At 55.6% G+C, this 13358-nt stretch carries 11 protein-coding genes; 4 read left to right on the top strand and 7 right to left on the bottom strand.

All coding sequences use genetic code 11. The features are described from left to right. Positions 1-141: 141 nt before the first annotated feature. From thyA to rppH, 4 genes are all read right to left on the bottom strand, one after another. Positions 142-936, bottom strand: a complete 795-nt coding sequence (gene thyA / locus HBA26_RS15595) for a thymidylate synthase (protein WP_047367463.1) — start codon at positions 934-936, stop codon at positions 142-144. Positions 937-942: 6 nt separating this feature from the next. Beyond that, positions 943-1818, bottom strand: coding sequence for a prolipoprotein diacylglyceryl transferase (gene lgt / locus HBA26_RS15600; RefSeq protein ID WP_028014284.1), 876 nt, complete (start codon positions 1816-1818; stop codon positions 943-945). Between the two features lie 192 nt (positions 1819-2010). Beyond that, positions 2011-4257 (bottom strand): phosphoenolpyruvate--protein phosphotransferase, encoded by a 2247-nt coding sequence (gene ptsP / locus HBA26_RS15605; protein ID WP_126344941.1) that lies wholly within the window; start codon positions 4255-4257, stop codon positions 2011-2013. Positions 4258-4269: 12 nt separating this feature from the next. Continuing rightward, entirely contained in the window at positions 4270-4800 is a 531-nt protein-coding gene (gene rppH, locus HBA26_RS15610; protein WP_013098553.1) for an RNA pyrophosphohydrolase, read from the bottom strand. A gap of 683 nt (positions 4801-5483) precedes the next feature. Here rppH and mutH point away from each other — a divergent pair. From mutH to HBA26_RS15625, 3 genes are all read left to right on the top strand, one after another. After that, positions 5484-6176: a DNA mismatch repair endonuclease MutH gene (mutH, locus tag HBA26_RS15615; RefSeq protein ID WP_028014286.1), complete on the top strand. Its 693-nt coding sequence runs from the start codon at positions 5484-5486 to the stop codon at positions 6174-6176. 128 nt (positions 6177-6304) lie between these two features. Continuing rightward, positions 6305-6523 (top strand): YgdI/YgdR family lipoprotein, encoded by a 219-nt coding sequence (locus tag HBA26_RS15620; RefSeq protein WP_014885085.1) that lies wholly within the window; start codon positions 6305-6307, stop codon positions 6521-6523. Positions 6524-6654: 131 nt separating this feature from the next. Next, complete coding sequence (locus tag HBA26_RS15625) at positions 6655-7695, top strand: NADP(H)-dependent aldo-keto reductase (protein WP_028014287.1); 1041 nt, start codon at positions 6655-6657, stop codon at positions 7693-7695. A 45-nt stretch (positions 7696-7740) separates the two neighbouring features. On the opposite strand, the gene lplT is transcribed toward HBA26_RS15625, so the two are convergent. Next, on the bottom strand, positions 7741-8934 hold the full coding sequence (lplT, locus tag HBA26_RS15630; RefSeq protein WP_126344940.1) for a lysophospholipid transporter LplT: 1194 nt from the start codon (positions 8932-8934) through the stop codon (positions 7741-7743). Then, positions 8927-11086, bottom strand: a complete 2160-nt coding sequence (gene aas, locus HBA26_RS15635; protein ID WP_126344939.1) for a bifunctional acyl-ACP--phospholipid O-acyltransferase/long-chain-fatty-acid--ACP ligase — start codon at positions 11084-11086, stop codon at positions 8927-8929. Before aas ends, lplT begins: the two co-directional genes overlap by 8 nt. A gap of 623 nt (positions 11087-11709) precedes the next feature. On the opposite strand from aas, the gene galR reads away from it, so the two are divergent. Further along, positions 11710-12726, top strand: coding sequence for an HTH-type transcriptional regulator GalR (galR, locus tag HBA26_RS15640; protein WP_069732749.1), 1017 nt, complete (start codon positions 11710-11712; stop codon positions 12724-12726). Here the strand turns inward: galR and HBA26_RS15645 are convergent. Continuing rightward, positions 12687-13172: a GNAT family N-acetyltransferase gene (locus HBA26_RS15645; protein ID WP_047367460.1), complete on the bottom strand. Its 486-nt coding sequence runs from the start codon at positions 13170-13172 to the stop codon at positions 12687-12689. The genes galR and HBA26_RS15645 overlap by 40 nt on opposite strands. Between the last annotated feature and the right edge of the window lie 186 nt (positions 13173-13358).

A 13358-nucleotide genomic window follows, 5' to 3' on the forward strand; every position in this document is an offset into this window, starting at 1 on the left:
TAATGGTTTTACGAGGCGTTATCCGAAGTATCAGGAGAGTTGCAGCGCGTTGCACGTTTTCTGGATAACGCCTCGGAAAACGAAATAAAGACGAAAAAAAACCGGCGCTAAACAGCACCGGTTATGTCACGCTTTACCGCATCAGATAGCGACGGGCGCTTTGATACCAGGGTACGGGTCGTACCCCTCAATCTCAAAATCATCAAAGCGGTAATCGAAGATCGATTCCGGTTTGCGTTTGATAATCAGCTTCGGCAGCGCGCGCGGTTCACGAGTGAGCTGAAGATGCGTCTGTTCCATATGATTGCTGTAAAGATGGGTGTCCCCACCTGTCCAGACGAAATCACCCACTTCCAGGTCGCACTGCTGCGCCATCATGTGGACTAACAGCGCATAGCTGGCAATGTTAAACGGCAGGCCGAGGAACACGTCACAGGAGCGCTGGTAGAGCTGGCAGGAGAGCTTGCCGTCTGCGACATAGAACTGGAAGAACGCGTGACACGGAGCCAGCGCCATTTTATCCAGCTCGCCCACGTTCCAGGCGGAAACGATGATTCGGCGAGAGTCCGGATCGTTTTTCAGCTGGTTCATCACGGTGGTGATCTGGTCAATATGGCGGCCATCAGGCGTTGGCCATGCGCGCCACTGCTTGCCGTAAACCGGGCCCAGGTTGCCGTTTTCATCTGCCCATTCGTCCCAGATGGAGACGTTGTTTTCGTGCAGATACGCAACGTTGGTGTCGCCTTGCAGGAACCAGAGCAGTTCATGAATGATCGAGCGCAGGTGGCAGCGCTTCGTCGTCACCAGAGGGAAGCCTTCTTGCAAATTGAAGCGCATCTGGTGGCCAAAAATGGAGAGCGTACCGGTACCGGTACGGTCGTTTTTCGGCGTGCCCTCATCGAGCACTTTTTTCATCAATTCAAGATACTGTTTCATGGTTCCTCAGGAAAGTTGTTGCTGTGGACGACGACGATACGCCCAAATCATCATAATGGCACCCGCGACAATCATCGGAATGGAGAGGATCTGCCCCATGCTGATGTACTGTACCCATTCGCCGGTAAACTGCGCATCCGGCTGGCGGAAGAATTCAACGATGATGCGGAACGCGCCATAGCCAATCAGGAACAGTCCGGAAACAGCTCCCATCGGGCGCGGCTTGCGAATAAACAGGTTGAGGATGATAAACAGCACCACGCCTTCCAGCGCCAGTTCATACAGCTGGGACATATGACGCGGCAGCACGCCGTAGGTATCGAAAATGGACTGCCACTCCGGGTGCGACGGCAGCAGCGCGATATCCTCCGCGCGGGAGCCCGGGAAGAGCATCGTGTACGGCACGCTTGGGTCAACGCGGCCCCACAGCTCACCGTTAATAAAGTTGCCCAGACGACCCGCCCCCAGACCAAACGGGATCAGCGGTGCGATAAAATCTGACACCTGGAAGAAGTTGCGTTTGGTGCGTTTGGCAAAAATCACCATCACCAGGATCACCCCAATCAGGCCGCCGTGGAAGGACATGCCGCCGTCCCAGACGCGGAACAGGTAGAGGGGATCGTTCAGGAACACCGGGAAGTTATAGAACAGTACATACCCAATACGGCCACCGAGGAACACGCCGAGGAAGCCCGCGTACAGCAGATTTTCAACTTCGTTTTTGGTCCAGCCGCTGCCAGGACGGCTGGCGCGACGGCCCGCGAGCCACATGGCAAAAATAAAGCCCACCAGGTACATCAGACCGTACCAGTGAAGCGAAACAGGTCCTACTGAGAAAATGACCGGATCAAACTCCGGAAAATGCAGATAACCACTGTTCATCTGTCACCACAAGATGTTGTTATTCCGCTGAAAGTGGACAGCGGTAGACATGCGATTCTGCCTTAAGCAGAGGCTCCAAAGTTGCGAATCATAGCATAAGGCGGGCGCGGAGGATGCGCCAGAGATGTAAAAGATGTGTATAGGTTTTTGTGCGCACTGGCGCCCTCTCCACAAGGAGAGGACGAAAGACGATTAGCGACCACCGCGGATCAGGCCGCCCATACCGCGCCGTTCCATAAATGCCGCCACCTGGTGACGAACCTCTGCGGCCAGCTGCGCCTCAAGGCTGCGCTCAGCCAGCTCGCGGGCATCATTGATGTCGATATGCCGCAACAAATACTTCACGCGCGCTACTGCGCGGCCGTTCATTGACAGATGGCGATACCCCAGACCAATCAGGATCGCGACGCACATCGAGTCTCCGGCCATTTCACCGCACAGGCGGAGATCAATACCGTACTGTTCAGCCTCACGGACAATCATCGCCAGCGCGCGAATGATCGCCGGGTGCAGGCTATCGTAGATACTGGCGACGCGGGTGTTGTTCCGGTCGACGGCCAGAATATATTGCGTCAGGTCGTTGGTACCGACAGAGATAAAATCAACGCGATTTGCCAGCTGCGGCAGCATAAAGACCATAGATGGCACTTCGAGCATGACGCCGATCCGTGGTTTCGGGATCGCATAGCCAATCATCTCTTCCACTTCACGACCAGCACGTTCGATCAGGCGCCGCGCTTCGTCGATTTCATCTATGCTGGTGACCATCGGCAGCAGGATACTGAGATTGCCCGTCGCGGCGTTGGCGCGCAGCATCGCGCGCACCTGGATCAGGAAGATCTCCGGCTGATCGAGCGTAATGCGGATCCCGCGCCAGCCCAGACACGGGTTCTCTTCGCTGATGGGCATATACGGTAGCTGTTTATCCGCCCCGACATCCAGGGTTCGCAGGGTGACAGGCTTGTCGTTGAACATCTGCAACATCCCCTGATACTGCGCCACCTGCTCCTCTTCGGAGGGGAAACCGCTCTGCAGCATGAAGGGGATTTCAGTGCGGTATAAACCGATCCCGTCGATGCGGCTGCCAAGCTTCTCTTCGTGCTCGGGGCTTAAGCCGGCGTTGAGCATGACTTTGATCCGCTCTCCGCTTTTAAGCTGCGCGGGCAGGTTAACGTCATCTTCCGCCAGCTTGCTTAATTCATTCTCTTCGCTGATGAGACGCTGATATTCCTGGAGCAGAACCGGCTCAGGATCGACCAGCAGTTCACCGCGGTAACCATCAACCACCAGCGTGCGGCGATGCAGCACCGAAGGCTGAATATCCGCCCCCATAACGGTAGGGATACCGAGCGCGCGCACCATAATGGCGGCATGGGAGTTCGCTGCACCATCACGTACGACAACCCCGGCGAGTCTGTCCTGCGGCAGCTCGGCCAGTGTTGTTGCCGAAAGTTCATCGGCCACCAGCACAAACCGTTTTGGCCAGGCATTCGGCCCCTGTATGGTATCATCGAGGTGGAACAGCAGGCGCTGTCCCAGCGCGCGGAGATCTCCCGCCCGCTCTTTCAGATAACCGTCGGTCAGTGCAGCGAACTGCTCGGCAAATTTTTCGATGACCTTTTTAACCGCCCACTCCGCGACTGCGCCTTTATCAACCTCAGCAAAAAGCTCACGGCGCAGACGCGCGTCGGAAAGCAGGTGCGAGTAGAGGTCGAAGATGGCCGCCGTCTCTTTTTGCGCACCAGCGGCAAAGCGCTTGCTGTAGCGACGGAACTCATTGGCCGCCTCTTCCAGCGCGGCGGTAAGACGCTCGCGCTCCAGCGCTTCATCAAGCGTAGAGGCTTCGTAGACCTGCTCCATCAACGGCAGCGTGGCGTCCATCCAGCCTTCCGCAATCGCCACCCCTGGCGATGCCGGAAGGGCGCGAATGCGCGTATGGCGGTACTGACCAAAGAGCGCAGCAAGCTGAGACTGAGAGAGGATCGCCGCCATCTGTGTCGCCAGCGTGACGAGGAAAGACTCTTCGCTTTCATCATACTGACGCAGCTCGCGCTGCTGGACGACCAGCACACCGAGTAGCTGACGACGCTGAATAATCGGCACACCCAGAAACGCGCGGAAGCGTTCTTCTTTTACGGAAGGGATGTATTTAAAGCTGGGGTGTTTTTGCGCGTCGGCAAGGTTGATAGGTTCAGCCAGCCGCCCAACCAGACCGACGATACCTTCATCAAATGCGAGCGTTACGGTGCGCCCCCGCGGCTTTTTCAAACCGCGGGTCGCCATCAGGTAATAGCAGCGCCGATCGTGGTCGGCCAGATACACCGAACAGACCTCGGTCTCCATCGCAAGACAGATGTCAGTGACCAGAATATTCAGCGCCTCGTTGAGGCGCGGAGCGCTGGCCACCTTCTCGACTATTTCTCGCAAGCGGGTGAGCATGATTTGCGTAGCTTAACCTCTTTTACGTCGCCAGGCAGGTGCGCTCTGCGGCTTAGGCGGGATCTCCTGAAGCTGCATCACCACACTTGCAAACTCTTTCATCACCCTACGGTAAACATCGCGCTTAAATGACACGACCTGACGAACAGGATACCAATAGCTCACCCAGCGCCAGCCATCGAACTCCGGCGTACTGCTGGTTTGCATATTGATGTCCGAATCGTTGCCCACCAACTGCAGAAGAAACCACTTCTGTTTCTGGCCGATACAAACCGGCTTTGTGTCCCAACGCACCAAACGTTTCGGTAACTTGTAACGCAACCAGTTGCGGGTCGAGGCAAGGATGCGAACATCTTTTCGGCTTAAACCGACCTCTTCAAAAAGCTCCCGGTACATCGCTTGTTCTGGGGACTCTCCCGGATTGATCCCGCCTTGCGGGAACTGCCAGGAGTGCTGACCATATCGACGGGCCCACATGACCTGGCCCTGACGATTACAAATTACTATTCCTACGTTCGGGCGGTAGCCATCGTCATCAATCACCGGACTACCCCAAACTAAACCTTATATATGAATGATTGTTTCACACTACAGTGAGGCGGTAAACCACTCTCTTACAGGCCTGCAACCTAATAACATTTGAATAACTCACAAATAAGCGCAGAGTTATAAACAGATGTGCGGTCTCAAGGGCAATTTTATTCACCTTTTCTGTGGATATAGTTGTGAAGAAGTGTCTGATTACCGATGAACAACCTGAAATGGCCTCTGCCCTCCCATTTCTCACCTTCAACATAAAGCCATATTTTTCATTATCTTATATTCATATCGACAAACAAAATGCAGAATAGCGTGACGATCGTCACAGCAGGGATCGTCGTGCTGATGAAAGATCGAACAGCGTCGGTTTTATCCACAGATTGTGCCAATAAGTTAGGCACAATTTGTCTGAAATTTGGATTTTCGTCGCACGTCAAGGCTGTAAATTGAAACAGTAGTCAGGGTTATGCCCAGTTATCCCATTTTTCTGTGGATAACATGGTGTAAGATCCTGTTTATTGTCAGTGACCAGATTTGAACAACCCGTTTTGCGTCCCTGATGAAACCGTGAAAACTTCATAAAAAAACCTATAAATCATGCACATGGAATATTGGTACAGAAAAAGTTAAACTCTATCCACAGGGGACTGTTTCTTCGTTTATTTTTTAATCAAAAGGTTATCGTCATGCATCCGCTTTCACCCTTGCTCTCACCGCCTTCGAGCGAAAGCCAGTTGCTACAGCAGGCTCAGCGCCTTGCAGGCTTCTCGCTGGGCGAACTTGCGGCGATGGCAGGGCTACAGATCCCGAAGGATCTGAAACGAGATAAGGGCTGGATCGGCATGCTTCTGGAGCTGTGGCTGGGGGCAAGCGCCGGGAGCAAGCCAGAGCAAGATTTCGCGGCCCTTGGCGTAGAGTTAAAAACCATTCCTATCGACCGCCAGGGTCGGCCCCTGGAGACTACCTTTGTCTGCGTTGCGCCCTTAACCGGCAATACCGGCGTAACGTGGGAAACCAGCCACGTGCGCCATAAGCTGAATCGCGTGCTTTGGGTTCCGGTTGAAGGCGAACGGCAGATCCCGTTAGCTGAACGCCGCGTTGGCGCGCCGCTGCTCTGGAGCCCGGATGAAGAAGAGGAGCATCAGTTGCGCCTGGACTGGGAGGAACTGATGGACATGATTGTGCTCGGTCAGGTCGAGCGAATTACCGCCCGGCACGGAGAAGTGTTACAGCTGCGCCCGAAAGCGGCAAACAGCAAAGCGCTTACCGAGGCGATCGGCGCGATGGGCGAACCCATACTGACGCTACCGCGCGGTTTTTATCTCAAAAAAAATTTCACCGGCGCGCTGCTTGCTCGTCATTTCTTACTTAAAACATAGTTTTTTACTTATTTTGCGAGCTCACAAACATAATCGCCTGGTTTTTAAGATTTTACCGCTTCACCCTGTTGCTATAACGGGTTAATACTACACTATGATTTGATACGAGCCAGATGAGGACGATAACGATGAAAAAATGGGCGGTGTTAATTTCAGCAGTCGGGTTGGCGTTTGCCGTTTCGGGCTGCAGCAGTGATTACGTCATGGCGACGAAAGACGGCCGGATGATCCTGACTGACGGTAAACCTGAAGTCGACGATGATACCGGTCTGGTCAGCTACCATGACCAGGCAGGCAATAAAATGCAGATCAATCGCGACGAAGTCTCGCAAATTATTGAGCGATAACAGTCGGAGGTCAGTAGCCTACTGGCCTTTTTGATTTTTTTCTTCCCCTTTTGCTTCCCCTCTGCCATGTTTATATTCCTTTGTCGGGAGGTTCCTGACGCGGTCTACATGTCTATTGAAGGAAGCCGGCTATGCATTATCACCGTATCCCCCACAGCGCTCTGGAGATAAGTCAACTGGGGTTGGGCACGATGACATTTGGTGAACAAAACAGCGAAGCCGATGCCCATGCACAACTCGATTATGCCGTCAGCCAGGGGATTAACCTGATTGATGTCGCAGAGATGTACCCTGTGCCTCCACGCCCTGAAACGCAGGGACTTACCGAAACCTATGTCGGTAACTGGCTGGCAAAACGCGGTAACCGTGAAAAGTTGGTTATCGCCTCGAAAGTGAGTGGCCCCGCGCGAAACAACGATGCCGGGATCCGCCCAAACCAGATCCTCGATCGCAAAAATATCCGCGCCGCGCTGGACGCGAGCCTGAAGCGCCTGCAAACCGACTATCTCGACCTTTACCAGGTCCACTGGCCGCAGCGTCCAACCAACTGTTTTGGCAAGCTCGGGTATAGCTGGAACGAGAGCGCCCCCGCCGTTACGCTGCTGGAAACGCTGGAGGCGCTGACCGAATGCCAGCGCGCGGGAAAAATCCGCTACATTGGCGTGTCCAACGAAACGGCCTTTGGCGTAATGCGCTATCTGCACCTGGCGGATAAACACGATCTGCCGCGCATCGTCACCATCCAGAACCCGTACAGCCTGCTTAACCGCAGCTACGAGGTGGGGCTGGCCGAAGTGACGCAATATGAGGAAGTGGAACTGCTCGCCTATTCATGCCTCGGTTTCGGCACCCTGACGGGGAAATACCTGAACGGTGCGAAACCGGCCGGGGCGCGTAATACCCTCTTTAGCCGCTTTACCCGCTACAGCGGCGAGCAGACGCAGAAAGCCGTTGCAGCCTATGTGGATATCGCGAAGCGCCACGGCCTGGATCCGGCGCAGATGGCGCTGGCCTTCGTGCGCCGTCAGCCGTTTGTTGCCAGTACCCTGCTTGGCGCGACGACCATGGAACAGCTGAAAACTAACATTGAGAGTTTCCATCTGAACCTGAGTGAAGAGGTGTTAGCGGAGATTGAAGCGGTGCATCAGGTTTATACCTATCCTGCGCCGTAGCTGATGCTTTTGCCGGGTAAGGCGAAGCCGCCACCCGGCTACTTATTAACGGCGACGCTGCCAGACCCACAATCCCGCAATCGCCGCCGCGAACAGCCCACCAAATCCGACGCCAATCGCCACCACCGGGACACCCACTTTTACCGCCAACGAGTAGAGCCCCAGCATTAACAGCATGGCCAGGTTTTCACCGAGATTTTGAACCGCAATGGCATTCCCCGCCCCGACGGTCTGCTTGCCAAGCTCCTGGAGTAACGCATTCAGCGGTACCACAAAGAAGCCCCCCAGAATACCAATCAGGATCAACAGAGCATAAGCGGGCAATAACGCATGTTGCAGCGAGAAAATAAGCACCACGAGGCCAATCAGGATCCCCGCGGGCATGCAGCGTGCAACCGTTTCAAGCGTCACCAGCTTCGCCGCCGCGCCCGCCCCAGCCACAATCCCGATAGCCACCATCGCATTCAGATAGGTCGGCGTCGCGTTGTCGGTGATCCCCAGCGCCACCGGTACCCACAGAACCAGCAGGAAGCGCAGCGTGACGCCCGCCCCCCAGAACATACTGGTTCCCATCAGGGAGAAACGCGTTTCCCCGTTACGCCACAGCACGCGGCACGCGTTAAAGAAACTGCCGGTCATCGGTTTAAAGCGCCAGGACTGGCCCGGGCGAGCCACCGGCAGCTTCGGAATAAACAGGTTAGCCACGACCGCCCCACCATACACCACTGCACACACGCCCAGGGCAGCCAGAACATGCCAGTCGGCCAGCACGCCACCCGCGACGGAGCCGAGGAGGATAGCGGCAATCGTTGACGACTCCATCAGGCCGTTGGCTTTCACCAGCTTATCGCCCGTGGTCAGTTCTCCGAGAATGCCATACTTCGCTGGGGAGTAGGCGGCAGCACCGATGCCCACCAGCGTATAGCCAACAAACGGATTAAAACCAAAACATATACTGGCAGCGCCCAGCAGCTTGAGACCGTTGGCAAACATCATCACCCGGCCTTTCGGGAAGCTGTCCGCCACCTGCCCCACAAACGGGGCAAAGATAATGTAAGCGCCCACAAACACCATCTGCAGGATCGGCTGACTCCAGTCAGGGTAAAACTCGGCTTTCAGCAGCGCCAGCGTGGCAAACAGCAGCGCGTTATCACCGAACGCAGAGAGAAACTGCGCGGCGATGACCGCCATCATGCCTTTTGAACGCAGCGAGGTGTTAGTGTGTACTGACTCACGCATTATGCTGCTCCGCCTCTTCAACCATACCTTTCAGGGTCACGAAATCGGGCTTGCCGCTACCCAGCACCGGAAGCTGCTTCAGGTAGCGAATATCGCGCGGCACGGCCAGTTCAGGAATACCGTGTTCACGCGCATAGCTCAGTAACCTGTCGCGCTTAAGCTCAGCATCAGTGGTAAACAGTACCAGCGCCTCGCCTTTGCTGGCATCGCTCTTCACGACCGTGGCGTGCATCTTCTCGGCGGACACGGCCGTCGCCAGTTGTTCAACCATTTCCAGAGAGACCATCTCACCGGCGATTTTGGCGAAGCGTTTTGCGCGCCCCTGAATCTGTACAAAGCCTTGCTCATCGAAACGAACGATGTCACCGGTGTCGTACCAGCCGGTTTCAATCTCGCCGTTGACGTTTTCCGCCGTTGGCGCTTCCAGCACGCCTGGGTTTTCCACGCGCAGGTAACCGTTCATCACGTTTGGCCCTTTCAGCTGCAGGCGGCCACCGTCCTCAATGCCCGGCACCGCCAGCAAGCGCGCATCCATCCCCGGCAGAATTCGCCCCACCGTTCCCGGTTTCGCCGCCATCGGCACGTTAATCGAGACAACGGGCGCGCACTCGGTAACGCCATAACCTTCAAGAATGCGCAGGCCAAACTTGTCCTGCCAGATCTGACGCGTGCTCTCCTGCAGCTTTTCCGCACCGGCCACCACGTACCGAACGCGGAAGAAATCATACGGATTGGCGAAACGGGCATAGTTACCCAGGAAGGTTGAGGTCCCGAACAGGACGGTGCAGTTACGGTCATACACCAGCTCCGGCACGATGCGGTAATGCAGCGGGCTGGGATAGAGGAACACCTCGGCACCGGTCAGCAGCGGCGTGAACAGCCCCACCGTCAGGCCAAAGGAGTGGAACAGCGGCAGCGCCGACATAAAACGGTCATTCGCGGTAAAGTCGGCAATGCTTTTGATCTGCTCAACGTTCGCCAGAATACTCTTGTGGCTGTGGACGACGCCTTTCGGATTACCCTCCGAACCCGACGTGAAAAGGATAATCGCGTCATCTTCCGGCTGCTGTTTGACCTGAGCCAGATGCGGCACCAGCAGATGCGCAAAAATCCACAGCTTGTCGCCGGTGGTCACGTCCGCTTTTAGATCTTCCAGGAAGACCCAGCGTACCTGGGTCAGCTGTTCCGGCAGATGCCACAGCTTGCCTTTGTCCAGAAACTGTCGGGAGGTAAAGATGGTATTGATTTGGGCGGCGGTAATGGCGCTGGTCAGCCCTTTCACGCCCGCCGTGTAGTTCATCATCGCCGGTATACGGCCACGGGAAACCGCACCAAAAATCACCGCCGCGCTGATGCCCGCGTTTGGCAGCATCAGGCCGATCTTTTCGCCCTTTTTGCTGTACTTCTCAAGAATGCGGCCCACGAACAGCGTCTTGGTCAGCAGTTTACGATAGGTATCTGGGGTAAAGTTGATGTCTTCAATGCAGTTTTTCTTCGCGCCGTAGCGGTACTGCGCCGAAAGCAGGGATTCATACAGCGTTTCGCGCGGACGAACGGCCATGCGCGCTTCCATCATAATCTGGTGCAGCATTTCCCCGGCGATTTTACGGCGATCGCGGGCACGCGGCGCTTCCGGCATCGGTAACGACGTTGGCGGCAGGATATGCAGCGTGATTTTGGGGAACAGACGCTGCTTTACCAGCCCCTTAAGGCGGCTGAAATGGGTCAACTCTGCGCCTTCAATGCGCAGCGGCACTACGGTCGCGTTTGATTTCGCCGCGACAAACCCCGCGCCGTCGTAGATTTTCATCAGCGAACCGGTCACTGAAATGCGCCCTTCCGGGAAAATGACCACCGGACGCCCCTGCTCTACCAGACGTACCAGGTGTTTAATCATCATCGGCTTTGTCGGGTCAAGCGGTACGAAATCGATAAGTGGGGTGAGCCAGCGCATATACCACTGCTGGCTGATGGAGGTATAGACCGCAAACACCGGACGCACGGGCAGAAACAGCGCAAGCAGGATGCCGTCTATAAAGGAAACATGATTGGGTGTGATGAGAACGCGCTCGCCACGAAGCGCCTGGGCGTCGCCAGTGACGCGGATGCGAAAAAGAATACGGAACAGTGTACGGAAAAACCCAAATAGCATCTCAACTCCCTTTGCCAGACAGTGTGGTGGGTTGACAGTAAATGGTGGCAGATTACACGAGAAGTGATACGGGAGCGACAGCAAAAGTGGAGGCGAAAAAAAACCTGCGCATCCGCGCAGGTTGGTGCAAGAGATGAGTACGAAACCGTACTAAGAATTCTCACCAATCAATACCTCTGGGATCTTGATTGTGGCTGTTGACCCTGCGCTTCGCCAGCAGGAAAACGCAAGGGAATGAGCCGAAATGCAACCAGGTGTGAATATTCTCTTTTGCTGTTACAGGTTGAACGATCAGGCAAAAAAAACCTGCGTAAGAACGCAGGCTGGTGTAAGTCGTGTTAATCAACCGGAGTTGATTCCACCTATCAATACCTCTGGGATCTCGACTCTACCAACCTCTTTAACGTCATCGCCACCGGACAATCGCAACAGCCTGAGGCAAAGTGTAACTAAAGGTTCAGAATGACATTCTTCTGACATGACCAGGCGTGTAACGATTACACTACCAGGGTTGGTCTGCGTCACGTTTGTGGCGCGCGGAAACCGGCTTCCCTTGAATGGACGTCACTTTTCCGCAACACTATTCAGTGTGTAAACGCTTACCCCATATAAGAAGGTTATAAATGGCGACAATAAAGGATGTGGCTCGTCTGGCAGGTGTGTCGGTAGCTACCGTCTCCCGCGTGATTAATGATTCACCCAAAGCCAGTGACGCATCACGCCAGGCGGTACAAAGCGCCATGGAAACCCTGAACTACCATCCGAATGCCAACGCCCGCGCGCTCGCCCAGCAGTCAACAGAGACTATTGGGCTGGTGGTGGGAGACGTTTCCGACCCCTTTTTCGGTGCCATGGTAAAAGCGGTTGAACAGGTCTCTTATCAGACGGGTAATTTTTTGCTGATCGGCAATGGCTATCATAATGAACAAAAAGAACGCCAGGCCATCGAGCAGCTGATCCGCCACCGCTGCGCTGCACTGGTGGTACACGCCAAAATGATCCCGGATGCCGAGCTAATACACCTGATGAAGCAAATGCCCGGCATGGTGATTATCAACCGTATTATCCCCGGCTTTGAAAAACGCTGTGTAGCCCTCGACGACCGCTACGGCGCCTGGCTTGCGACCCGTCATCTGATTCAACAGGGTCATACCCGGATTGGCTATCTCTGCTCCAATCACCCCATTTCTGATGCGGAAGACCGCCTGCAGGGCTACTACGACGCCCTGCGCGAAAACGGTCTGCCGTGCAATGACCGTCTGGTGGCCTACGGTGAACCGGATGAGAGCGGCGGCGAACAGGCCATGACGGAGCTGCTGGGTCGCGGACGGACTTTCACCGCGGTCGCCAGCTATAACGATTCGATGGCTGCCGGGGCAATGGGCGTCATGAATGACAACGGGATCGAGGTGCCAGCGGAAATCTCGCTGATTGGCTTCGACGATGTTTTGGTCTCCCGGTACGTGCGCCCACGCCTGACCACCGTACGCTACCCCATCATCACGATGGCCACCCAGGCCGCAGAGCTGGCGCTGGCGCTGGCCGAACAACGCCAGCCGCCGGAGATTACCCATCTCTTCAGTCCAACGTTAGTGCGCCGTCACTCCGTTGCTGCGCCCGCTGACGCGCAGAGCGAATAGCGATACAGGTGTACCGTTTTATCCGGATACTCCAGCCCATCGCCAATATACTGCCAGCCGTAACGTTCATAGAAGTCGCGGCAGGCAGACCAGAGATGAAGTTCCTCGTACCCGGCCCGTGCGGCGAAGCGAATAACATGCTGCTGTAACTTTCCTGCCAGCCCCTTGCCGCGCGCCGCGTCATCAACGTAGAGCGCCGCCAGCCACGGACAGAGATCCTGACGGGTAATCAAATCACAGCGCCAGAGTCCCACCGTCCCGAGAAGCCGTTCATCCTCTACGGCGATAAAGGTCAGCGGCAGGGCACCCGGCGTCTGGCTGTGCTCGACGATGCTATGGAAAAAATCCCGCGCAAGCCCCTCGCCAAAGGCCTGCCAGAGCCAGTCGGTGACCTGCTCCGCATAGCGCGGTGCTGCGTAAAGCGGGAGAATGACGGTCTTTTTCACGTTTCACCTGCGTTTTTAATGAATATGCTGGTCTGACGCCTCCAGCCCGGTTTGGCGATTATTTTACCAGAGTCAGACTATTTAGTTTTACTTCCGGCAGGCCAGGCGAATCGTGACCAAAAAGCGTGATCGTGGCAGAAGTTTTGCGCTTCCCGCATCGCTTATACGCTGTCAGGTCTGTGTTAA

Origin of the sequence: Enterobacter sp. 725m/11 (assembly GCF_011683705.1) — a bacterium.
Taxonomy (GTDB): Bacteria; Pseudomonadota; Gammaproteobacteria; order Enterobacterales; family Enterobacteriaceae; genus Enterobacter; species Enterobacter bugandensis.